The sequence below is a fragment of the Alcaligenes faecalis genome, from assembly GCF_041521385.1.
GTDB classification, from domain to species: domain Bacteria; phylum Pseudomonadota; class Gammaproteobacteria; order Burkholderiales; family Burkholderiaceae_B; genus Alcaligenes; species Alcaligenes faecalis_E.
Genome location: NZ_CP168006.1, coordinates 3742428 through 3765196 on the forward strand (window position 1 = coordinate 3742428; position 22769 = coordinate 3765196).

General features: G+C 55.9%; 24 protein-coding genes and 1 riboswitch. Of the genes, 11 read left to right on the top strand and 13 right to left on the bottom strand.

From position 1 onward, the window contains the following. Nucleotides 1-6: 6 nt before the first annotated feature. Complete coding sequence (gene fur, locus ACDI13_RS16185; RefSeq protein ID WP_316990234.1) at nt 7-465, top strand: ferric iron uptake transcriptional regulator; 459 nt, start codon at nt 7-9, stop codon at nt 463-465. 40 nt (nt 466-505) lie between these two features. After that, on the top strand, nt 506-970 hold the full coding sequence (hisI, locus tag ACDI13_RS16190) for a phosphoribosyl-AMP cyclohydrolase (protein ID WP_316990233.1): 465 nt from the start codon (nt 506-508) through the stop codon (nt 968-970). Here the strand turns inward: hisI and ACDI13_RS16195 are convergent. The 5 genes from ACDI13_RS16195 to ACDI13_RS16215 form a co-directional block, all read right to left on the bottom strand. After that, nucleotides 967-2199, bottom strand: coding sequence for an MFS transporter (locus tag ACDI13_RS16195; protein WP_316990232.1), 1233 nt, complete (start codon nt 2197-2199; stop codon nt 967-969). The genes hisI and ACDI13_RS16195 overlap by 4 nt on opposite strands. Nucleotides 2200-2481: 282 nt before the next feature. Further along, entirely contained in the window at nt 2482-3300 is an 819-nt protein-coding gene (thiD, locus tag ACDI13_RS16200) for a bifunctional hydroxymethylpyrimidine kinase/phosphomethylpyrimidine kinase (protein WP_316990231.1), read from the bottom strand. Next, a complete protein-coding gene (locus tag ACDI13_RS16205; RefSeq protein ID WP_316990230.1) occupies nt 3297-3770 on the bottom strand; it encodes an NUDIX hydrolase in 474 nt (157 codons plus the stop codon). The genes thiD and ACDI13_RS16205 overlap by 4 nt, the downstream gene beginning before the upstream one ends. A 44-nt stretch (nt 3771-3814) precedes the next feature. Continuing rightward, nucleotides 3815-3933, bottom strand: a riboswitch (TPP riboswitch). A gap of 45 nt (nt 3934-3978) precedes the next feature. Then, a complete protein-coding gene (locus ACDI13_RS16210) occupies nt 3979-4368 on the bottom strand; it encodes a tautomerase family protein (RefSeq protein WP_316990229.1) in 390 nt (129 codons plus the stop codon). 6 nt (nt 4369-4374) lie between these two features. Then, complete coding sequence (locus ACDI13_RS16215; RefSeq protein WP_316990228.1) at nt 4375-4752, bottom strand: hypothetical protein; 378 nt, start codon at nt 4750-4752, stop codon at nt 4375-4377. 590 nt (nt 4753-5342) lie between these two features. Here ACDI13_RS16215 and ACDI13_RS16220 point away from each other — a divergent pair. Both ACDI13_RS16220 and ACDI13_RS16225 read left to right on the top strand, forming a co-directional pair. Next, nucleotides 5343-5888, top strand: a complete 546-nt coding sequence (locus tag ACDI13_RS16220; RefSeq protein ID WP_226348868.1) for a cytochrome b — start codon at nt 5343-5345, stop codon at nt 5886-5888. A gap of 3 nt (nt 5889-5891) precedes the next feature. Continuing rightward, nucleotides 5892-6824 carry a nitronate monooxygenase family protein gene (locus tag ACDI13_RS16225; protein WP_226348867.1) on the top strand — a complete coding sequence of 311 codons (933 nt, stop codon included), beginning with the start codon at nt 5892-5894 and terminating at the stop codon, nt 6822-6824. A 4-nt stretch (nt 6825-6828) separates the two neighbouring features. Here the strand turns inward: ACDI13_RS16225 and ACDI13_RS16230 are convergent, their stop codons facing one another. Both ACDI13_RS16230 and ACDI13_RS16235 read right to left on the bottom strand, forming a co-directional pair. After that, complete coding sequence (locus ACDI13_RS16230; RefSeq protein ID WP_372372520.1) at nt 6829-7842, bottom strand: LysR substrate-binding domain-containing protein; 1014 nt, start codon at nt 7840-7842, stop codon at nt 6829-6831. A gap of 45 nt (nt 7843-7887) precedes the next feature. Then, nucleotides 7888-8676, bottom strand: coding sequence for a helix-turn-helix transcriptional regulator (locus ACDI13_RS16235; protein ID WP_316988603.1), 789 nt, complete (start codon nt 8674-8676; stop codon nt 7888-7890). 93 nt (nt 8677-8769) lie between these two features. Here ACDI13_RS16235 and ACDI13_RS16240 point away from each other — a divergent pair, with 93 nt between their 5' ends. Genes ACDI13_RS16240 through ACDI13_RS16250 form a run of 3 tightly spaced genes read left to right on the top strand, consistent with a single transcriptional unit; the run spans nt 8770 to nt 9582 of the window. Continuing rightward, nucleotides 8770-9024, top strand: a complete 255-nt coding sequence (locus ACDI13_RS16240; RefSeq protein ID WP_316988602.1) for a hypothetical protein — start codon at nt 8770-8772, stop codon at nt 9022-9024. Further along, the gene (locus ACDI13_RS16245) at nt 9021-9164 is read left to right on the top strand and encodes a hypothetical protein (RefSeq protein ID WP_316988601.1); all 144 of its coding nucleotides are present in this window, start codon (nt 9021-9023) and stop codon (nt 9162-9164) included. Before ACDI13_RS16240 ends, ACDI13_RS16245 begins: the two co-directional genes overlap by 4 nt. 16 nt (nt 9165-9180) lie before the next feature. Then, nucleotides 9181-9582, top strand: coding sequence for a hypothetical protein (locus tag ACDI13_RS16250; RefSeq protein ID WP_316988600.1), 402 nt, complete (start codon nt 9181-9183; stop codon nt 9580-9582). Nucleotides 9583-9801: 219 nt separating this feature from the next. On the opposite strand, the gene ACDI13_RS16255 is transcribed toward ACDI13_RS16250, so the two are convergent. The 6 genes from ACDI13_RS16255 to ACDI13_RS16280 all read right to left on the bottom strand — a co-directional run bounded on the left by ACDI13_RS16255 (nt 9802) and on the right by ACDI13_RS16280 (nt 18540). After that, nucleotides 9802-10422, bottom strand: a complete 621-nt coding sequence (locus tag ACDI13_RS16255; RefSeq protein ID WP_316988599.1) for a glutathione S-transferase — start codon at nt 10420-10422, stop codon at nt 9802-9804. 21 nt (nt 10423-10443) lie between these two features. Then, nucleotides 10444-11046, bottom strand: a complete 603-nt coding sequence (locus ACDI13_RS16260) for an ATP-dependent Clp protease proteolytic subunit (RefSeq protein ID WP_009454612.1) — start codon at nt 11044-11046, stop codon at nt 10444-10446. Nucleotides 11047-11514: 468 nt separating this feature from the next. Continuing rightward, entirely contained in the window at nt 11515-13002 is a 1488-nt protein-coding gene (locus tag ACDI13_RS16265) for a surface lipoprotein assembly modifier (RefSeq protein ID WP_316988128.1), read from the bottom strand. 116 nt (nt 13003-13118) lie between these two features. Further along, nucleotides 13119-14000 (bottom strand): Slam-dependent surface lipoprotein, encoded by an 882-nt coding sequence (locus tag ACDI13_RS16270; RefSeq protein ID WP_316988127.1) that lies wholly within the window; start codon nt 13998-14000, stop codon nt 13119-13121. A 63-nt stretch (nt 14001-14063) separates the two neighbouring features. Beyond that, on the bottom strand, nt 14064-17246 hold the full coding sequence (locus tag ACDI13_RS16275; RefSeq protein WP_316988126.1) for a TonB-dependent receptor domain-containing protein: 3183 nt from the start codon (nt 17244-17246) through the stop codon (nt 14064-14066). A 316-nt stretch (nt 17247-17562) separates the two neighbouring features. Next, nucleotides 17563-18540, bottom strand: coding sequence for an AraC family transcriptional regulator (locus ACDI13_RS16280; RefSeq protein ID WP_316988125.1), 978 nt, complete (start codon nt 18538-18540; stop codon nt 17563-17565). A 145-nt stretch (nt 18541-18685) separates the two neighbouring features. On the opposite strand from ACDI13_RS16280, the gene ACDI13_RS16285 reads away from it, so the two are divergent. From ACDI13_RS16285 to ACDI13_RS16300, 4 genes are all read left to right on the top strand, one after another. Further along, the gene (locus ACDI13_RS16285; protein WP_316988124.1) at nt 18686-19750 is read left to right on the top strand and encodes a methyltransferase domain-containing protein; all 1065 of its coding nucleotides are present in this window, start codon (nt 18686-18688) and stop codon (nt 19748-19750) included. 5 nt (nt 19751-19755) lie between these two features. Further along, on the top strand, nt 19756-20991 hold the full coding sequence (locus ACDI13_RS16290) for an MFS transporter (RefSeq protein ID WP_316988123.1): 1236 nt from the start codon (nt 19756-19758) through the stop codon (nt 20989-20991). A gap of 160 nt (nt 20992-21151) precedes the next feature. Then, a complete protein-coding gene (gene moeB, locus ACDI13_RS16295; RefSeq protein WP_372373139.1) occupies nt 21152-22324 on the top strand; it encodes a molybdopterin-synthase adenylyltransferase MoeB in 1173 nt (390 codons plus the stop codon). A 19-nt stretch (nt 22325-22343) separates the two neighbouring features. Beyond that, the gene (locus ACDI13_RS16300) at nt 22344-22751 is read left to right on the top strand and encodes a M67 family metallopeptidase (protein WP_316988121.1); all 408 of its coding nucleotides are present in this window, start codon (nt 22344-22346) and stop codon (nt 22749-22751) included. Nucleotides 22752-22769 lie beyond the last annotated feature (18 nt).

A 22769-nucleotide genomic window follows, 5' to 3' on the forward strand; every position in this document is an offset into this window, starting at 1 on the left:
TGCGCCATGACGGATTCAAAAGAGCTTAAAGAGCGTGGCCTGAAGGTGACCACCGCCCGTATTCAGATTCTTGAGATTTTTCAGGCCCCCGGCATTCGTCATTTGACGGCGGACGATGTGTATCGCCAATTGATACGACAAGGCAGCGAGATTGGCCTGGCGACCGTCTACCGCGTGCTGACTCAGTTGCAGCAGGCAGGTTTGTTAAAGCAGGTTTATTTTGAATCCGGCCGGGCGCTCTATGAGCTGGATGATGGCGAGCACCATGATCACCTGATCTGCACGGACTGCGGGCGTGTGCAGGAATTTCATGACAAGGCCATCGAGCAGCGACAAAAAGCGATTGCTCAAGAACGAGGTTTTCAGATTCTGGAGCATAGCCATGTGCTGTATGGCCGTTGCCTGACACCGGATTGCGAATATCGCCCGGAACCCATGATGACAAGGAAGAAACGTGAAGACTGAAGGACAAGACACAAGGTCTGCTGAAAATACGGCAGTACACATGAGCCGCCGAATTTCGGTAGAGCAAGTGGAAGAGGGCTATGAGCTGGCCCCCAAGTTTGACGAGCATGGCCTGATTGCCTGCATCACGACAGACGCTAATAATGGCGAGGTCTTGATGCTGGGTTACATGAACCGGGAGGCCCTGGAAAAAACCATACAGACAGGGCAAGCCCATTACTGGAGCCGCTCGCGTCAAACGCTCTGGCATAAAGGTGCCAGCAGCGGACTGGTGCAGACGGTAGAGGAAATGCGTATCGACGACGACCAGGATGCTGTGTGGTTACGTGTGCGGGTAGCCGGTTCCAGGGCCAGTTGCCACGTGGGCTATTACTCCTGTTTCTACCGGCAGGTGCCGATGGGCGCCAAGCGCAGCAAGGGTCAGGATCTGGTCTTCGTGGAGTCCACCAAGACCTTTGATCCGAAAGCTGTGTATGGCGATGTGCCTAATCCTACCGTGCTTTAATTGATTTTGTTTCTGGTCGTACTGCGGGTAAGCAAGGCAACCAGCACCAGGAGTGCGCAGACCAGCATATAGGGAACGCCGGGGGAAACTTCGTACAGCAGGCTTCCGGCCAGTGGCCCAAGGACGATGCCCAAGCCTTGGGCTGCCCCGATAGAGCCCGCTGCGGAACCTTGTTCATGAGGTTCGACGGCATTGGCCGCTAAGGCGGAGAAAGCGGGGAAAATCCAGCCCATACCGCCTGCGGCAAAGAAGTAGCAGACCATGAGCATCCATTGGCTGTCGGCCAGGGCTACCGCCCCAAAACCTGCGGCACTGATCAATCCACCCACCTGAATTAGACGTTGTGGTGACCAGGATAGTTTGCGCACGATCAATTGCGAGGCAATCAAGCCTACACCGACCAAGGTCAAAGCAAAACCGGCTGCTTGGGCTGCGGCTTCTGGACCCAGCCCCAGACGGTCAATGGCAAAGAAACCGACAGCGATTTGTCCGATCGCCACGCTGAACATGGCTGCAAAAGCAACGAGCATGGCTTGTCGCAGTCGTGGGTCGTTCAACCGTAGGCTGGTGGGTTTCTGGTTGTTTACGACCGTGCTGCGTGGCAAGCGGTACCAGAGGATACCCAGCGCCAGCAGGGGTAGCAGGGCTGTCAGATACAGCGGAAGATCCAGACCGTATTGTGCCAGCATGGCCGCCATGGCCGGGCCCGCTACCAGGCCAATTCCGTTGGCGGCACCCAGCGAAGCCATGACGCTTGCCCGCCGTTCCGGGGGGATGTGGTCGGCAATCAAGGCTTGGCTGGTGGTGGGAATGGCCGCGAAGAATCCGCCGACTGCTCCGCGTGTAATCAGGAGTCCAACAAATACTACCCAGGCAGGAGCCTGGAAGTGCAGAGATAGAATGAGAACGGCGCACATGGCCCAGTAGACCAGCATGAAGCCGCCCACTCCGGCCAGTAAAACAGGCCTGCGTCCACGGCTATCGCTCAGGGAGCCCCAGTGCCGTGACAACAGCATCCACAAGACGCCGCCTACCGTGACGACAGCGCCCGCTTGCCACGGCGGGAGTTGCAGGGAGCGGGCAATAGGTCCGATCAGGGCCACAAAGGCCATCATGGCCATGGTGCAGCTCATGTAGGCCAGCATCAATGGCTTGAGGTGAAAGGGGGGCGCGTTGCCTAGTGAAGGAGCCACATCTGTGGGGGCGGTGAGGGGCGTGTCCTGAGTCATAAGAATCGTGATCGCTAAAGCGCCATGAAAGGAAAGAATCCGGGATTAAGATATTTTGATATTGAGACTCAATATCATTACCTAAATGTCAGGATTACGCTAGCAGAGTGACAAAAAAAGTTTTTTGGATGCTGGCCTCAACATTGTTTGTACGTGGATCAGATCGCCATGCCCAGGGTGGCCCAGGCTCGGGCGATTGCGTCAGTCTGCCTTGTGGGGAGCGGTGTGCGGCGTATGGCCTTGCTGATATTGAGTTGTTTGCTTGGCAGAACCGCTTTTATTTCATGATGAAGGCTGGTTCTGTGGCCATAAGGCATGGAAGTGATGGACTGGACCTTGCCCCAGGCCGATCTGCAATTGGTCGGCTGCGGCCAAAGCGCCATTCAGGTATTCCTTGGCCAAGCCCACTGCAACCGGTACGCTGCGGCCCGGTAGCAGGGCCGCAATGGCGGAGGACAGTGAGCAGCCCGTGCCATGCGTGTTGCGTGTCGGGATGCGTGGCGACTGAAATACATGGCTTTGCCCCTGGCCTTGCAGCAAATCCACACTGTCTGGGCCATCTAGATGGCCGCCCTTGAGCAGTACCCATTCAGGGCCTAACAAGCATAGCTCGCTTAAGGTACTTTGCATCGCTTGCAGCGAGGCGGGTTCGGGTTTTTGTAGCAGATCGCCCGCTTCGGGCAAGTTGGGGGTGAGCAGGGTACACATGGGTAGTAGCCTGTCGCGCACGATGGACACGGCTTCGGGGCTGAGCAAACGATCCCCGCTTTTGGCCACCATGACCGGGTCCAGCACAATCGGGCAATCCAGGCCATGATGGCGCAGGCGGTCTGCAATCGCTTCCGCAATCCCTGCATTGGCAATCATGCCGATTTTGATGGCATCCACGCGCACATCATCAAACACTGCATCCAACTGGTCGGCCACAAAGTCTGGCTCCAGCGCCACAAAACGCCGCACGCCCTGGGTGTTTTGTGCGACCACGGCCGTAATCACGCTCATGCCGTAGGCGCCCAAGGCGTACATGGCTTTCAGATCAGCCTGAATACCGGCACCGCTGGTTGGGTCCGTGCCTGCAATACTCAAGACATTCGGAATCATGCGCGGCCTGCCTGTTCTTGGTTGGCAGCCAGCGCCAGTGCCTGACGGGCAACCCGGACCACATCAAAGCTTTGTGCCACATCCAGGCTGTCCAGCTCGTCATGGCTAAACCAGCGTGCATCCAGGGCATCATCCCCCGCTTGCGGTTCGCCTTGCTGCCAGCGGAACAGCACGGCAATCAGGATGAAATGCGAATAGGCCAAAGGTGTGGTGCTGGGCTCGCGGTCAAATACATCCAGCGCATCAAAGACCTGCAAGGCCTGGCCTTTTACGCCGGTTTCTTCGGCCAGTTCCCGATGAGCCGCCGCCATGATGGTTTCGCCCGCGCGAATCTTGCCGCCCGGAAAGGCCCAGCGTCCAGCATCGGGCCGATTGGCGCGGCGTATCAGCAAAATCCGGTCTTGATGGATGACGGCAGCCAGGGTGGCAGTAATAGGGCCGACAGGGGGGGGAGAGTGGTCGGAAGACAAGATAGCAACTCCTAGTCAAGGACAGCCATCCGGCAGCAAGCGGCGAGCAGGTACAGACCCGTCCCTTCGCCGGCATGACCCGGATCAGGTTCAACGGGTCACTGCGGTGCAATCTGCTCGGGCAGTTTCTCAGCCTGCTCGCCAGGCTCCCCTCGGTGAAAAGACCGCTCTTGTTAAAACGGTCTGGGCGAGTATACCTGTCTTTAGCCTATAACTCCCCCGTCAAAAACTGCGCCCGCCCACGCCCGAAGGACCAGTCTGCATCGCTGTTCTCGACCAGAGCAATGATCAGATCATTGGGCGAGACGCCACAGTTCTGCTCCAGCCGCTCTGCCAGCAAACGGTAGAACTGAACTTTTTGATTCTCGCTGCGCGGGCGGGACACGATGTGCAGCAGTACCACCTTGTCGCTACGCGGATAGCCCAGGCCGGTGTCTTCCTGTATCAGCTCGCCGGGACGATGCTGGGTCACGCACTGGTAGCGGTCGCTGGCGGGAACATCAAAGGCTTGCACCATGGCTTGATGCGCGGTGTCCAGCAGCAGGCGCAGTTCTTCGTCGTTGCGGCCTTGGATCAGATCAAATTTCAGTAATGGCATGATGGTTCATTCTTGATTGAGACTGCGGTCTGCAAGGCCGCCGGAAGTGATAGCCATATCGTCGTAAATCAGACGTTCGGCTTCGATTAGCAAATTCGACAACTGTTGATAGGCGGCGACCCATCTATCTATGAGCTCGTTGCCTGTCATCCTTGCGATCAGCTCTTCGCGTATGGCTTGCAGCTGGCAAGTGCCCATCATTGGGTCATGCTCGGGCTGGGCCTGTAGAGCGAGGTGATTGTTGGCGATCTGGCTGACCAAGGGGCTTATCGGTGGGGAGTCGCGCAGTATCAATTCATAAAAATAGGTGGTCAGGGCTTTGTCGCCGCTTGCCAGCAGCGGGGCAGCGGTCTTGATGATGTCGCGTTGAGCGTCCGTCACCATAAGATTCAAAAGCCGGGCAAGACGTGGCTTTTTTTACAGTGTTCAAGATAGGCAGCTGGGCGAGTCATGGTTTCAGTCTCCAGGTTTGAGGGCGGGATAGCAGGGCTATCGATAGGGAAGATAGAAGACTGAATGAATCAAGTAAAATGATGAATAATGATTCTATGAATCACTAATAATGATAAGAAAGAGATTCATGTAGGCGAGGCCTGGACGAGCCTGCGGTTTCTTGCGAACTACAGCGGGTGTTACTCGTTGCCCTTGGACGGCTTGATGATGAAGGATGCACGCCTGCGGCGTGGCGTTCTGAGAAGAATTTCCTGTTGATAAATCACTAAAAAAGATTTTATTAATCAGTATTCATCATTTTACTTGATCAGTTGCTGCGCCTATCGTCAGGGCTTCTAAACGACGGTTCTTGGCACAGCCAAGGCTCTGAGGCCACTGTGACACAGGCCCAGGCCTGCAGGCGACAAGCTGACTGCCGAAACTGGCCGCTTGTACCTGTTGGGCAGGTGGCTCACGACGTATCACTCTCGGTATTGCACTGTAGAGGACTTGCCCCCGGTGAGCTTTTCAAGGAGCTAATCATGCAATTGCGAGACAACGGACTCAGGTTCTCGCCCATCACTATTGTGCTGCACTGGCTTGTTGCGGCCTTGCTGTTTTCCATTCTGGGCTTGGGGGTGGCCATGGCCCAAAGCCCCGGCGATGCGCGATTGGTACAGCTGCAAAATCTGCTGGGGACGCTGTTGTTCCTGATTTCCATCTACCGCTTCTGGGCGCGGGTGACGTCTTTTCACCCCTTGCCGGTGGGTTCGCCCAACCCGGTGGAGGTAATAGTGGCCCGTTCCGTGGCGACAGCCCTGGCTTTGGCGATGGTGCTGCTGCCTGTCGCCGTCTGGCTATCCCGTGCGGCGGCTGGCGTAGCGGTGGAGCTGCCCGGTGGCCTGGCCTTGCCGACCTTGATCAGACCGAATGAGCAGGTCAAGGCGGTGGTCGATGTGCTGTTCAATATTGGCGCCACCGCTTTCCTGGCGGGGCTGGCCTTGCACCTTTTCGGGGCATTCAAAAACCATTTCGTACTGAAGAATCTGGCCCTGCGGCGCATGCTGGGCAAACAGGTGGAGTTGTAAATCATGAGCGAAGCAAATCGAGACTTTGCGGGCAATGTCATCACGCAGATGTGCGGAGTGCAGTACCCGATTTTTCTGGCAGGCATGGCCGCTATTTCCGGGCCGCAACTGGTGGCGGCGGTAGCGAATGCGGGCGGGATGGGCGTGTTGGGCGGCTTGCGCCTGGCACCTTTGATGCTGCGTAAATGGCTGCGCGAAACCAGGGCGCTGACAGACCAGCCTTTCGGGGTGAATGTAGTGCCGCAGTTTGGTGGCCCGGAAGTGTTCGAGGCCCAATTCCAGGTGATCCTGCAGGAGCGGCCCCGCATCTTGTCGCTGTTCTATGCCGAGGACTATTCCGCCGACATGATTCCCCGCGCCAAGGACGCCGGCATGATTGTGATGGTGCAAACCGGCACGGCGGCTCTGGCTCGCAAAGCGATTGCACATGGGGCCGATATTATCGTGGCTCAAGGCAGTGAGGGTGGCGGGCACCTGAATCGCGGCACGATTGGCCTGATGTCTTTGCTACCCGCCATTCTGGACTGCGCACAAGGTCGTCCCGTACTGGCGGCGGGCGGGATTACGACCCGGCAGGATGTCAGGGCGGCCATGAGTCTGGGCGCTTCAGGCGTGCTGGTGGGCACGGCCTTTCTGGCCAGTGAGGAGTCCAACGCGCACCCGCTCTACAAGCAAAAGATTCTGGAAGCCAGCACGGACGATACGGAATATCGCACTGGCTATTCCTTTGGCTGGACATACGGCACGCCGCATCGGGTGATTCCCAACCGCGACAAGTGGAATGTGCTGCGTTTGGTTGGAGGCGGGGCACGGGCGATTGATAAGGACAGAATGGCCAGGAAACTGTCTTTGTATGCCGGTCAGGGCGTCGGCAAGATCCACAGCATTGTGCCAGCGGCAGAACGGGTCGCGGAACTGGCCCTGGGCCTGTCCTGATGCCTTACTGCGGCAAAGCCTGTGCGGCGCTGCTGGACAGACCCACAGGCTGGCCCGTCAGAGCAGGCTGTTCGACCTCGCCCTGATCCAGCTTGGGCAATTGGGCGAACTGCGCTTGAGCCAGGGCCACAAAGCTGCGTAGAGCCGAGCCAGGATTGGCATCAGCACGACGGATAAACACGGTTTTGACACGCGCAACCTCAGGCGGCAGTTCGTGACATTGCACGGGCAGGCGCAAGCTGCCGTTCTGGGCGATGGCTTTGGGTAGCAAGGTAATACCCATGCCCGAGGCCACGCAGGACAGAATGCCGTCCAGTGTGCCCATTTCCATGATCTGGTTGGGCACCAGACCGGCCTGATAAAACCAGTGTTCCAGTGTGGAACGGTAAAAGCACCCAGTTCTAAAGACCAGAACGGTTTGTTGGGGGATTTTTTCGATCAGGGCAGGCAGAGATTCGACTGCCTTGCTGCTGACCAGTACCAGCTCTTCTTCAAATACTTCTTCCTGAGTCAGAGCCGCATTTTGATGAAAGCCCCCGACAAACGCACCGTCCAACTGGTGGGTCTCAATGGCCTTGATCAGCTCGGCCGTGGTCCCGGTTTGCAAGGACAACTGAACCTGGGGATAGCGTTCGCGGTATTGGGTCAAAACCTGGGGCAGACGGATGGCGGCCGTGGTCTCCATGGAGCCCAGACGCAGCAGACCGCTGGGAGTGCCGGTGTCTTGCAGGGCGGCACGGCTTTCTTCGGTCAGTTGCAAGATACGGCGGGCGTAGGCCAGAAAGGTATGGCCAGCCGGAGTCAGCACCACACCACTTTTCTGGCGTATGAACAATGGCTGTTCCAGTTCGGCCTCCAGTTCTTTGATGCGCATGGTGACGTTCGATTGCACGGTGTGCACCTTCTGGGCAGCGGCAGTAAAGCTGCCATGCTCTGCAACCGCACAAAAAATCTGTAATTGGCGCATTTCCATCTCGGCCATCCCATGTCTGAAAGTGATGCGTGGATTATTACTCAATCACTTTATGGCATTCCTGATGAGTCGTAAAGCGGTTTGAGGGGCTTACAGTTGATTGCGGTAGTTCGCCGGGGTGTGACCAAAGCTGCGTCGGAACAGGCTGATAAAGGTACTGGGGCTGGAATACCCCAGATCGTAGGCAATGGTGGCGACAGGGGCACCGGCAGCCAGCATTTCCAGGGAGCGCATCAGGCGGGCGCGTTGTCGCCAGGTGGTGAAGTTAAAGCCGGTTTCCGTTACGAAACGGCGGCTTAAGGTGCGCAGGCTGACAGCCGCCCAGTCGGCCCATTGTTCCATGCTTTGATGGTTGCTGGGGTCGGCAATCAAAGCGCGGGCAATGCGTTGCAAACGTGGGTCTTGGGGGAGGGGCAACCCAAAAGGTTCGATGGGCAGACTGCGGATTTCATCCAGGATGACAGAGGCGATATGAGCCTGGGCTTGGGGCAGGGGAGCGGCGGCAATCAATTCCCAGGAGCAGGCACGCAGCACGGCTTCACGCAGCAGGCCCGAGGTGCGCAAGGTGCAGGCCTGGGAAGGTAGATCGGCGCAGGCCGCTTCGTCTATATAGACACTCCAGCCATGAAAAGGGCCGTGCGATTGGCCCGAGTGCAGGACATGTGGTGGCAGCCAGACGGCATGGATGGCGGGCACCACCCAAACGGCGTCTTCCACTCCAACGGAAAGCAAGCCGCGCAGGGAGCCGAACAACTGCCCGCGAGCGTGCTGATGGGGGCGAGAGGATAGCTCCGAGTCGTGATTACCGGTGACGGCGAACAGGACAGGATGCTCGGGGAAGTTCAGAAAATCATGCAGACCCATTTTACGTTCAGGCATGGCGTCATTTTGTTATTCATTGACCGATACAGTGTACAGCCGCCAAAGCTTTCCTGCTTACACTGAGCACCTTGATGAATACAGGAGCGACACATGCAAGCCCATGACATTCTTCCCGATCACGCCAGTGAAGTTCAGATTGATGGCACTACTATTCGCAAAGGCACGGTGGGCGCGTTTTTGGCCAATGCAGTGGCTTTGCGTCAGCCTGATGTCAGCGATGCGCAACGTCAGCGCGCCTTGAGCGATATTGTGGCGGCCTTGCCCGCCCTGAAAGCACTGGGTCTGTTTGATGCTTTGGAGATTCGCGATCCCCAACTGCGCGATTTTGTGGAGTCCAGGCTGTGATGAAAGGTGAAGGCGCAACGGTGCGCCCGTATTTGCTGCGTGATGCCGCCTGGCTGTATCTACCTAGCGGTTTGATGCATGCGTTTGGAGCGGTTCCGCAACTGGGTGTGCGCCGCTTCGATATTGGCTGTCTTTATTGATGGCAAGGAGCCGTTCATGCAAGTCGATGATACGCAGTTTCCATTTGTGTTTTTAAGAGAACACAGCCCGCAGCAAACAGCGCAACAGACGCAGGATCAATTAGAGGCCTTGTTGAATCGGGGCCAACGCTTTGTCTTGCTGACTGACAGAATGGGCAGTGAAAACCATGTCCATGAAGAAAGCCATGAAGATCGCAAGCAACGTGCCCTGTTCTTCAAGCAGAACAAGCTGCGTTTGAAGGAGTTGTGCGCTGGCATGGTGGTGATCAGCAAGGGACGGGCCATACCCGCCGCGGCTCGTCTGGCTCAACAGACCTTGGGCCGGGTGCTGGGGCTGCGGTTTGCCTTTGTGATGGATGAGGCCGAGGCACGTAGGCAGGCCACGCGCCTGTTAGGAGTGCAAGTGGCAGGTGAGTAAGGCAAGCCATGCGGAAAAGCATATTACCAAACAGGTGGCTGACAGATGAGGTGTTTGTCAGCCATCTGGCGTCAAACTAAACGTAGAGTTGGATTTGGGGTCTGTTGCTTTGCCGTTGCCGTTTTTGTAAAAAGGTCGTCAAGCGTATCGATGTTCAGTCACGCACGAAAAAGCCGCGAATACAGTGGGTGGTCCGGGTCAGACAAGGTAAAGCAGAGCTTAAGGAAAACCAGCACAGTGTTCTACAAATGCAGGCCGCGAGGCCAAGCGGTGGTAGTAGTCTTCGGTTGCCTGCAGTTTCGGGCGATCAAATGGTGTATGTAGCCAGCGGTGAACAGACAAGCCCAGAATAATATCGGCCAGGCTGAACCCTGGTCCGGCTATATAGGCCTGGGTTTGGGCTAACTGTTGGTTCAGAATGAACATCATCTGTGTCCAGGCCGATAATGATGCCTGGACCTGCGCGGCATCCTGGTGTTTGGGTGACTGCCGTACCAGGCTCATAAACGCATAGGACCAGGATGGGTTCAGCTCGCAGGCCTGCCAGTCTATCCATTGATCTACCTTGGCCCGTTGCCAGGCATTTTGTGGATACAAGACCGTGGGTGCCTGGCGGTTGGCCAGATAGCGCCCAATGGTATGGGACTCCCACAGCACGCGATCCCCATCCAGCAGGACGGGGATTTTTGCGTTGGGGTTCAGCGCAAGGAATTCGTCCGTGTTGACGTCCTTGAAACCGATCCCCCAATCCTGTCGCTCAAATTCCAGGTTCAGCTCCGCGCAGGTCCACATGACTTTGCGCACATTGATGGAGGATTTTCTGCCAAGAAGAGTCAGCATGAGGGGACTTCCGGGCGTGGATTATTTGCTGGCAGGCAGCAGCTCGTCGCGGCGTTCAATGATGCGCGAGATCAGGCCATATTCTATGGCTTCCTCGGCACTCATCCATTTGTCGCGCTCGATGTCGTCACGTACACGCTCGATAGGCTGGCCAGTCTCACGGGCAATCACCTGAGCGATACGTTCACGCGCTTTCATGATTTCCTGGGCTTGAATGGCCATATCGCTGGCTTGACCACCGGCGCCACCGCTGGGCTGGTGAATCAGAAAACGGGTTTGAGGCAGGCACACACGGCGCTCGCGGGCCGCACCCAGGAACAGGTGGGTGGCTGCACTGCCAACCCAACCGGTACCGACCATGGTGACGGGCGAGGAAATAAAACGCACCACATCATGGATGGCATCGCCCGATTCCAGGTGACCTCCGGGCGAGGACACGATCATGGTGATGGGGGCGGTGGATTCGGCATCCAGCGCCAGCAGCTTGCGCACGGTTTCCGAGGCGAGCTTGTCCGTGATGGTGCCAAAGACCAGCACAGTACGGGCGCGGAAGGCCTTTTCTTCCAGAAAGGCGCTGTCTTGAGGGCTGGTATCAGAGCGAGTTTCTTTTTCTTGGCCAAGCATGGGGAAAGACTCCAAGGGATAAGTATTCTGTCTGCTAAGGAAAATCGATTGCTCGACTATATCCCGGCTGATGGTCAACCGGGCTTTCACTTGGCAATTTTTGTGGTTTTTTTTGTCCGGCCTGGGGCGTGTAACCGCGTTCAGAGCAAGCAGACCAATCAACAGCAGGGTGATTTGCCCTGCAAGGCCATCATAGTCTCATGCTTGTTCAGTATTTGATTAGGGGAACAAGACCTTATAGTCCTGTTTCTTGGCTCAGTATCAGAGGAAGGTGCTGAGCCACAAGCTGTGGCTGTGCCTTGAGACCTTGTACAGAACCCCGACAGTTCATTGGCACGTTTCTTTCAACCGCAACACGATGCTTGCCGTCACTCAAACAGATATCCGTTAGCTCGCCTGTCGATTCAGGCGCTTGATGCTAACTGGGGAATGCCTCCGCTTAGCGGCCAAAGGCGGAGAAGTCCTTGCTTAAAAACGTTTTTCCAGCTTCAGCGCGACTTCGGTTTGCTTGTATTTGAAAGCCCAGTCGATATTGCTGTTGTTGAAGGTGTGCTTCACATACAGATTGGGCGTAATGCCTTTGAACGCAAAGCGTGGCATGCCCATGTTCAGGATATAAATCTGCTGGCGGTCCTTGCGCAGCCCGCCCAAGAACAAGTCTTCGGCATCGTGACGAGTCTGTCGGTACAGTGCCGTGGCGTTGATGTTGAAGCCCGCATCAAAGGCCCTGTAAATCCCCAGGTTTGCCATATAGCTGCGGCTTTGTGCAGTTTGCTGAGACTGCAGATTACGGGTGTAATTCAGGCCCCCGTAGACCACGGTTTTGGCGTCAATCAGATAGGAGCCGTACAAGCCTATCTGGTTCTCTTTGACGCCTTCAAAGTACTGCCGTAAATCGCCTTTATAGGACAGGCTCTTGTGCTGAGCATTCACGCCTACTTGCAGCCTGTCGCTAAGATTGTGCTTCCAGTCCACGCGCCCGCCCCAGGACTGATAGCTGGTACGACGGTTGGTGTAATTGTTCTCGAACAAGGGCGTAATCGATAGATCATTTTTAGCGTCCTGATAGTTGTAGCCCGCATAAATAATGCTGGTGTTGTCGCTGTAATAAATATTCTTGGGCTCGGCTTCCTTATGTTTGTCGTACAGATTGCCGTAGCTCAGGCCGCGCAGTAGTAGGTTGTGGTTGCCGCTTAGCTGGAAACGCCGGTTCAAGGTCAGGTCGTAGACCATGGCCGTGGATTTGACCGGGTCCGGCATCTTGCGCACCGACGGAAAGCACCCAAAGAAATAGCAGGTAAAGAAAGTGTCTTCCTGGCCGTTTTCTTTATTGATATTGCTGTTGTAGCCCAGGCCAATCGAGGTAGAGCCGTGCCAGGCATTGCGGTCTTGCAGGGCACCCTGGAAGCCTTCGATCACGGGCCGCACTTCATCAGGAATACCGGCAGAGGAAATCTGGCTGAACAGCTCCTTGGCTTCGCTGGATTGATAGTCCTCGAACAGTACGCGGGCCAGCTCCAGCTTGGCGCGCATCATAGTGGGATCGCTTTCCTGAGCCTGGCGCAGCTTGCTGATCGCCAGGCTGTGATTGTCCTTGCTACGAGCCACCATCCCTTGAGCCATCAGTACCAAAGCAGGGTTGTGGCCGGGCAGCTCCTGATACTTTTCTACAAACTGATCCACCTTGGCCCACTGCTGCAGATTGATGGCGACATAAATGGCCGGTTCCAGATCGGTCAGCGTGGCATCGACGCTATAGGTTGTGCCGTTGATGGTGATCAGGGCCGACGGGTCCACATCGGGCGGGGTTTCTTCCACTAAATGGGAGCGTTCGCGTTCGTTCAGATTGCGGTCGATTTGATTCAGAAGTCGGCGCGTATCGTCGTCGTTGGCTTGCACCGTGCTGGATGCCATGGCCAGCAACAGGCACAAAAGGGGAAGGGCTCGCCCATGCATGAATGAAAACCTTGCAAGAAAAAGGGGAGATGGACGCAGGGTCCGGAGAGAAAGGGGGATCGAGCTTGTCGATCCCCCTTTTCTTATGGCAACACTAGCGTGTTGTCAGAGGCGGATTACTGCTTGGCACCGCCGAAGGCCATGTCTTTAGTGCCACCAGGGGTGTTGTAGTAAATGCCAGCCAGCGCATCAGCAGCAGCGCCGTAGAATTGACCTTCAATTTTGGACGAGTCGGTGAAGTTCTTGGCGAAAGTACCATTGGAGTTAATGGTCGTGCCATTGAAAACTACCGTACCAACCAGACCAGCCAGGGTACCTGTACCACCACCGTAGTTGGCGGTCAGGGTGCCTTTGGAGATGCCAGCCTGGGTGCCGGGGTTGTATTGGTTGACACCTACAACGTCGTACTTGGCATTGACCAGGTTAGGCATGGCCGTGGTGGGGTTTTCGCCAGTGTAGAACACCGTGCGGTCAGCATGGCTCAGGTTCAGGTCTGTGCTGCTGCCTTGGCTGGGGTTTGCGACACGAGGAGCCCATTCACCAAAATACACTTCTTGACCTGGTACTTTGGCGACAACTTCACCACCGAAGTGTGGGTAGTCAGGCAGAGGGTTGTTCATTTGACGGTAGGCGTAGATTTGGGTGCCTGCGCCTACGCCGCTGCTAATAGTGTGGCGCCATGTCTCGGAGATATTGGTGCCTACAGGCATTTGAATATAGCCATGGCCGTCTTTATCTTTTAAGACCTTGTTGGTTTGCCAAATGGGACCGCTCTTGAAGCTGACCACACCCGACTGATCAGCGGGATTGTCAGTGTAAGGATCGCTGCCGGGCATGGAGATGCCCGCTTCGCCGATAGCCATCATCGTGGAGGGTTGGTCAGCAACGACAAAACCTTTGGAAGCACCGCCTGCGACGGGGGCTGCAAAGCTGCTGGCGGAGGCCAGCAGGAAAGCCGAAACAATAGCCAGTTTTTGTACATTCAGACTTGCTTTCATTACGAACTCCATTAAGTGAAGAAAAAGGGCGTTTTTACGAAAACGACCAAAAAACTGATTAACTTAAAAACGTGCTGTCATACCGACGCGCACTGTTCGTCCAGGGGCCGGAATAGAGGTACGGGCCATGGGGTCCAGGTAGTACTGATTGGTGAGATTGCTGATCGCTACGTCCACATTCAGGTTCTTCTGCACCTGATAGCTGGCGTAGGCATCGAAGACCAAAATTGGGTTCCAGTAATTGGCGCGGTTATAGGCCCAGCCGGAGGTTCCAAAGGCACCTTCATCTTTGTTTTTGGCAGCACTGTGATAAACAGCGCGTGCGCCTAGCAGTAGTTTCTTTTCCAGGAGGCGAGCACCTACATCCAGATTCAGTGAGTACTGGGGTTGCAGGCTGGTTCTTGCAAATGTCCTTGGGAATCCACCATCCATGCAGCCTGGAATCTCGCGGCCACTTGCTGCGCCAGGGATAGGGCTGAAGGTTCGCGCGTAATCGTGGTCGCACAGTTGTTGTTTCAGGCGGTACGTACCACCAAAGTTGGCAAAATATTTGCCGCTATCCACCCGAGCTTGCAGTTCAATGCCGGACATTTTTTTCTCGGCAAATTGGACGACATTGAAGTCCCAGTCTCGGTCTATATAGTCTTTGATGCGGTTGTTGAAATAATTGATCCTGATGTCTGCGTAGTCCAGGCTGGGAAAATAGCGGCTTAGATTGTGGGCATAACCAATTTCCCAGTTATAGGCATGTTCTGGGCTGGTTGCGGCACCTGTGGAGCGTTTGTTGGCGCCAGCCATTGCCATGGAGGACTCAAATAGGCTTGGGAAGCGGACAAACTCGTTATACCGTGCATAGACACGAATATCGTCTGTGATAAAGGCGGTCAGTCCGATATGGGGAACCCAAGCATGATCTTTTTGTTTTTTGGGCTCTTCCCATTTATTCGGTATTTCAGACTCATCTTGATAAACAGGCTTTCGGTCGGCATTCGACGCAATATATTTATCAGCTGTGCCCTTTTGACCTTGTGCATCAGCCACTTGTTCGCTTGCATTAATCTCGCCATTTGTGAACGGGTTGTTGGCCACAAAATCTTTGTGGCTGTCGCCTGACGGTACAAAAACTGTTTCGTCTGTGTAGCGATAGCCGTTCACCTTGCCTTCATGGAAAGCTTTACCGAGATAGTCTTCAAATGATTGTTTTGTCGTGTGGCCAAAAACAGCTTCTAACAAGCTTGGGTCGAGGTCCGAGATGAATTGCCAGTCTTCTTCATATTGTTTGTAAATGGGGAGCTTGGTTTCAATGATTTTCCCCTCGTAATCAGCGACTTCCTGATTCGTCATCAAGCGTTTTACGTGATAGTTGTAGCCTTTGAGAGCAGGCTGAATAGCCCAATCCTTATGCTGCTGGCTACGCATCTCGGCTAGCTTGTCGTCATACGACCAATAGTCGCTGTAACGAGCGCCAGCATTCACCTGCAACCAGTCGACCGGACGCCAATCAAAATTAAAACCAAAGTTCCATTGTTGGCGGGTGCCTGAACGCGGCCCCATATGGTTTACGCCCCAGTTCAGTTCAGTCAGGTGCGTGAGGTTTTCCGAAGCGTCATGCTGTTTGAGTTTTTCGCGCGTAAAGTCTGCTTGCAAGCTCAAGTCCAGGGTGGAGTGCAAAGTCATTTCATTGCTCAGGTTCAAACCTGTGCGACGGTGATCGGTAATTTGCAAGGCACGTGGCGTGATGTTGAAACGACCATCCGCATTGGATTCTTTATCGGGTGGAGTTGTAGGAACGTGTGCACACCCGGGCAGATCTCTGCCCAGGATGTGGCAATCCGTATAGTCATCCCATGCGTCATCCCGACCATTCCACCCGTCGCCTTGGGTGCCATAGATAACGTCACCGTTCTGGTGGCGAGCACTGTCGCTTTGGGTAAGCCAGGCACCCGCTTTCAGGTTGATGAAACGGTTGCCTTCGGGGTTCCAGGAGTAGTTCAGATTCCAGGTGTCTTGTTTGACCTTGCTGTAGGGGTTCTCGTTTTGCAGGATCTTTTTCTCGCCCTGACCATCCAGCGCATGCACGGCCCAGACCACGTTCCAAGGCACACTCTCGCCAAAGGTATGGTTGCTGCGCATGTAGCTCATATCAATGGCTTGATCGTGAGGTAAGCGTAGCGTTCCTTTGAGCAGGGTGGTTTCCAGTTCGCTGGACGTGTTCAGGACCTCCTCACCGGGGCGGAAATATTTGGCGATATAGCTGATGCTTGGGGATGAGAAGCCCGGCCTGTTATCGTTCTTGGCATCTTCCTGCCACGAGTCGTGCTCGTACTTCTCGCTACCCTTTTTACCGCTGTAATAGTTGCCGCGACTGCGGTAGCTGTATGCAGCCAGCAGGTCAAAGTTCTCTTGCTTGGTCGCGATGGCCAAGCGGTAGGAGTGGTCTTCGAAGTTGAATTTCTTGCCGCCATTGCCTTCTTTAGGCATACGCTCTGGCGAAATGGATTCAGGCAGAGTGACGCCGTTGGTGCCACTTATATCAAATACCGCGCCAGGGATGTCCCGGTAGTCTTTACCGAACACTCCGAACGAACGCTCATTCGGCTTGGTCGAATTCGTCGCTGTCTCCGCTTTCAGCTCAATCCCGAAGCTCTCGCCCGGTTTGACAATATCGTCCACCTGCAGCGTCCGAATCTGCACTGATCCGCCAATCCCGCTGGCGCCCGATGTGGCCGACACGCCTTTTTCCACCAGAATGCTGCTGATCATATTGGGATCAACATAGTTGCGGTTGGCGACCCCGGCCGGTCCCAGCCAGACCGATGTTGCCTGTTCCGTGCCATCAATCGTCAGGGGAATGCGGCCTTCACCCTGGATACCGCGAATGTTCGGGTCCAGTGCACCGCTATTGCGCGAGTCCCCCGCATACACACCGTTCAGGCCCTTGAACAAATCCCCCACGGAGCTGCCCTTGTACAGCTCGATCTCTTCCTTGCCGGCGTACACATTGGAGACGTCTTTCTCGAATACATCGGTTTTACCCGCCTCATCGCGGGTTTCACGCACGACGGTAATAGTGTCCAGACGTGTGGCTCTGTCCGTGTCTTCCTGGCTCTCGTCCTGACGGGAGGAGGGCGGGGCGCTGCCCACGCTTTGGGCCTGTGTCTGCCCGGCCCAGGAGGCCAGAATCAAGGCATACACCAGCGGCTTGAGCGCGTGTTTTTTGTGTAGGGGGGAAAGGGTAGCGGACATAGAACGAACCAGGGCTCCGTGTGAAAAATAACAATCTGTCGTGGGGAAAGGCTCCCGTTTGCTGGCCAGGCTCACCCCTTGTCTCAAAAGGCGAGGAAAGGCACGGGGATATTATTCCTTTTAATGAGAATAATTATCACTTAGATTGATATGCGGAACGGAGCAATTCCTATGCAGGGCCGGAAATCCGCGGCAATGGCAGGAATTTGTCAAAGCAGAGGGGGAACTTTTCAGGGAGAGGGCCGCAGGGGGCGGCCCGAAAAGAAGGGTGGGCCTCTATGAATGCAGAGGCCGAAAACAGCGGAAATACAAGGGATTAGGCGCGCTTGTTGCCAAAAATGGATTTGGGAGAACGGCCAAAGTAGCGCGTAAAGGCGACGGAAAAATTATTGGGGTATTTGTAGCCGACTTGCCAGGCAGCCTGGGCCACTTGTTGGCCGGATTCCAGCAAGGTATAGGCTTTGCGCATACGCAGTTCCAGCAGCAGGCCGATAGGCGTGTTGTCGTACAGATAGCGAAAACCCTCTTTAAGCTTGTGCTCGTTAATGCCTACTGTCGTGGCCAGATACTCCACCGTGATAGGTTGATCCAGTTGCGAGCTGAGCAAATCGCGTGCTCGCTCGACTCGCTGAATATCATCCACTGACAGCGGGGCGCTGTTGGGGGCGTCGGGTGGGGCCAGGCGGTTGAACTGCTCGGCCAGCAAGCTTAGTGCATGGATTTGCAGGTTCAGCCTGTGATGATGAATGGGTTGCTCCGGGGTGCACGGCTGCATATAGCGTGCCAGTGCCGCCGCATGGGCCATGGTGGCCTGGCTGCTGGCATGAAAAGACAGACGATGCAGTCCCACGCAATCCATCAACTGGGTGGCGCGTTCCGGGCCCACGTATTTGTTCAAGGCCGCCTCGCTGATGACCAGCCGTAATTGCGATACGGATTGGTCCTCTTGATAGTGGCGTTCCCCCCGCAGGGATCGGAAAGCCGTCACCGTGGTATGGCCTGCCTTGAACAACAGGTCTGAACTCTCCCGACCCTGATAGGCCGACTGCCCTTGCAGACCCACGGTCACCACAATGACACGGCCCGCATGGGGGCCGTTGCTTTCTTCCACCAGTGATCGGCTGGGGTGATAGTGCAAACGACCCAACAAAAACCCTTGTTCCAGTTCCACGCATTCGGAATAGCAGTGGCCCAGTTCTTCGGGTAGTTGCAGCCGGACTCGGCCATCGCTCAGAGCGCGGCATGACCTGGGTTCATCCGTGGTTAAGCGATAGCCAAATTTGCGCGTGCTCATCATTTCTCCTGCTAAAAGCGCCTCGCATATGAATTGCTCCGTTCAGCATAGATCTTAATGCAAATAATTCTCATTAAATATATATCATTTCTAGCTGTGATGGCAGGGGGAAAGGCCATTGTGGAATTCACGGAGGTAAAAAACTGTGCTGGATCGATCGCTGGGAAAAATCGTTTTGTCGGAGCAATTGCTGGAGTCGCATGCTCTGCAAGCCTGTTGGGACGCGCAATTGGCGGGTTTAAGTGCCGATGCCTTGAACCTGGCTTTGGGGTATGGCGTGTTTGCACATCTGGATAAGTTTATCGCTGCCCAGGAACTTGCGCTTGTGCTCAAGTGGGACGCCGACAACACTGCCTACCTGCTGGAGTTGTTGTGGAGCCTGGAGCTGCTGGAGTGTCAGTGGACCTGTCCGCGACGCTATCGCAGCCTGCCGCAAACGGCGCGTTATCTGAATCCGGGTTCGGCGCACTATTGTGGCGATGCCTTGTTGTTTCGGCATGGCGTTGTGCGCCAGGTGGGCAATCAGTTGGAAGAGCTGCTGCGTAATGGCAAATCGCCTCCGGCGGATCCGGCATTGACTCAGCAAGCGTGGGCAGCGGCGGCGCGTTCGCAAATTGCTCAGGAACAAACGGCGGTGACGGCCGAGGTGGCCTGTGAGATTTTTGAGGCCGTGCCGGAGTTCTGGCAGGCGCAACGTCTGCTGGATTTGGGCGGTGGGCCAGGACTGGTGGCCATTGCCTTGGCACAAGAGCAGCCGGACTTGAATGCCGTGGTGTTCGAGTACGCAGCAGCGGCGGCTGTCGCCCAGCAAAAAATTCGTGATGCCGGTCTGGAAGCGCGTGTCAGCACCTTGGCCGGTGATCTGCTGGTGGACGATTTCGGGTCGGATTACGACTTGATCTGGTGCTCCTCTGTGCTGCATTTTGTGCCGGATATCCCTGCTTTGCTGACCCGGCTGTATCGCGCTTTGCGCCCCGGTGGGGTGCTGGTGTGCTGTCATGCTGAGGTGCATAAAGAAGTCAGCAAGGCCAAACGGATTTTGCATTACTACCTGCATATGCGCATGCAAGGTCGCCATGTGTTGCCGGAAGGGCAGTTGGCCCAGTTGCTGGAACAAGCCGGATTTGATGATGTTCAGCAGTTTGATGAGGTGCGCTTTCCGGTTGCGCCCGTCACTGCATTGATTGCGCGCAAGGCGTGCAAAGGGTGATGAGAATGAAGACGTGGAAAGCATGGGGGGCGCAGTTGCTGTTTGGCTGGATGAATCTGGTGTTGGCTGTCCCCAGTATTTATCTGATGCTTGGCTTGCCCCTGGTGATGCGCCAGCACGGCTGGTCCGGCACTGAGATAGGCTTGTTCCAGTTGGCGGCCTTGCCTGCCATTTTCAAGCTGGTGCTGGCCATGCCGGTGCAGCGTGTCCGTCTGGGTGGCGGGCATTTTGTGCATTGGCTCTGGTTGATGGCGGTCTTGTTGCTGGCTTTGTATGTAGGCATAGGCCGCGAAAACCTGATTGATCAGCGAACCCTGCTGTTTGTCCTGACCTTTGCCATCAGCATTGTGGCGACCTGGATGGACATCCCCTTGAATGCCTTGGCCGTGCAATACCTGCCGCGCGAGGAACAGTTGCGTGCGGGCAGTATTCGTTCTGCCGCCTTGTTTCTGGGTGCGATTGTTGGGGCGGGGGTGATGGTGCTGGTGCAGGCCCGCTGGGGTTGGCAGGCACCGTTTGCCTTGATGGGCCTGGGGCTGGTGATTGGTTGTTTGCCCTTTGTCTTTTTGCGTTCCAAAGCGGGCTTGCAAGTGGCAAAGGCCGAACAGGCGCCGCCCGGCTTTGTTGCCGATTGGGTCAGCTTTTTCGGGCAGGAAGGGGCCAAGCAATGGACCAGCTTGCTGCTGACCAGCTTCCCCTTTATTGGTGCCGTCTGGTTTTACTTGAAACCCTTGATGCTGGACCAGGGCATGCCTTTGGAAGAGGTGGCCTGGACGGTCGGGATTGCCGGTGGCATTACCGGTGCCGTGTTTAGCCTGATTGGTGGTCGTTTGGCCTCATTGCTGGGTGCCGCACGCGCCATTCCGATTTATCTGCTGGCGGCCTTGTTGTCCCTGATCCTGTTGATGGTTTCGGTCTGGGCCAAGCTGGGTCCGGTGTGGCTGATCAGCAGTGCCCTGTTGATTGCGGCCAGCATGGGGGCGGTGTCGGCCTTGCTTTTTGGGCTGACCATGTTCTTTACCCGTAGACAGCGCAATGCCTCGGATTACGGTTTACAGTCGACCATCTTCACCTTGGCCCGTATGGCCGTCCCCATTGCCGCCGGCATCGTCCTGGACCGTTTCGGTCAGGTTGTCATGCTGGGCGTGCTCACCTTGGGCGTTCTGTTTGCCTTTTTGCTGGCCTGGCGCGTGCGTCACAGCGTTGGTGCCAGCACCGAAGTTTTGCTGCGTAGCCAGTAAGTCATAGTCTGAAAACGCCAGCGCACATAGGCTGCATTGGCGTTCATCGTTTTTGCTCCGTTCTGCATAGAAATCAGCGCCCAAAGGCTATTGTGTCATTTTCAGTCATATTTGAGAATAAGTCTTGTTCGTATTTATATGTATTTAACCAGGAGTCATGATGACCTTGCCCCCCTTAGTTGAACCCGGTGAGCCCTTAAGCCGCGACGAGGTTAACCGTTATAGCCGTCACCTCTTGATTCCCAATGTGGGCATGGAAGGCCAACGCCGCATCAAAAATGCCAAAGTGCTGGTCATCGGGGCAGGTGGCCTGGGTTCGCCCACCTTGCTGTACTTGGCCGCAGCCGGGGTGGGCACACTGGGTATCATCGACTTTGACCGGGTGGATGAGTCCAATCTGCAGCGCCAGATCATTCACACCGTAGACAGCATTGACGAGCTGAAAGTGGAAAGCGCCAAGCGTGCAATTCACAAGCTCAACCCCCACATCAAGGTAGAAACGTATACCGACAGCTTGGAACCGGACATGGCGGTCGAGCTGTTCTCGCGCTACGACCTGATTCTGGACGGCACCGACAACTTTGCGACCCGCTATCTGGTCAATGACGCGTGCATGCTGGCCGATAAACCCTATGTTTGGGGTTCGATCTTCCGCTTTGAAGGTCAGGTCTCGGTGTTCTGGGAAAACGCACCCGGTGGCATAGGCTTGAACTACCGCGACCTGTACCCCGAACCCCCACCACCCGAGCTGGCTCCCTCTTGCGCGCAGGGCGGTGTGTTTGGGGTCTTGTGCGCCTCGATTGCCTCCATCATGTCCACCGAAGCCATCAAGCTGATTACCGGCATTGGCGATCCTTTGATTGGCCGTCTGATTGCTTACGACGCACTGGATATGTGCTACCGCGAACTGCCTATCCGCCGCCTGCCCAATCGCAAGCCCGTGACGGAGTTGGGCGATTACCAAACCTTCTGCGGTCTGAATCCACCTGCTGACGCCATGGCCATCCCTGTGCCTGTCATGACCGTGCTGGAGCTAAAAGAACTGCAGGAGCAAGAGCAGGCCCCTGTCCTGGTGGACGTGCGCGATCCCAATGAATGGGAAATCGTGAATATTCCTGGCGCGATTCTGATGCCCAAATCGCCCACCGTCGCCGCCGAGATTCTGGCTGCCTTTGGTCCGAATGCGGATCTGGTGATCTCGTGCCGCTCGGGTGCGCGCTCCAAGACGGTGTGCGAAGAGCTGATCAAGTTGAATGCCTCCAAGGTGCGCAATCTGGAAGGCGGCGTGCTGGCTTGGGTGGAGCAGGTTGCTCCCGAATTGGCGTCTTACTAAGTTCGGGAGGGAGCACATCATGGCCTTGCAGATTCGTCGTTCTGCCCTGGAGCAAGTTCTGAATCATGCCAAGCAGGATCACCCCATCGAGGCATGCGGACTGATTGCCGCCCAGGAGGGTTCGCTGGTGGCCGAACGCGTGCTGCCCATGCAAAACCGGGCGGCCTCAGAGGTGTTTTATCAGTTCGATTCGCGTGAGCAATTTCAGGTCTACCGCCGTCTGGATGAGGACGAGCAGGAGTGCTGCGTGATCTACCACTCCCATACCGCCAGCCAGGCTTTTCCCAGCAAGGACGACATCGATTTTGCGGGCCATCCCGAACTGCATTACCTGATCGTGTCCACCTGGGATCAGGCCACCGTGCCGGTTCGATCCTTTCGGATTATCGACGGCGGTGTGACCGAAGAAACCATTGTGATTGTTTAGGGAACCGTATCGCCCCTG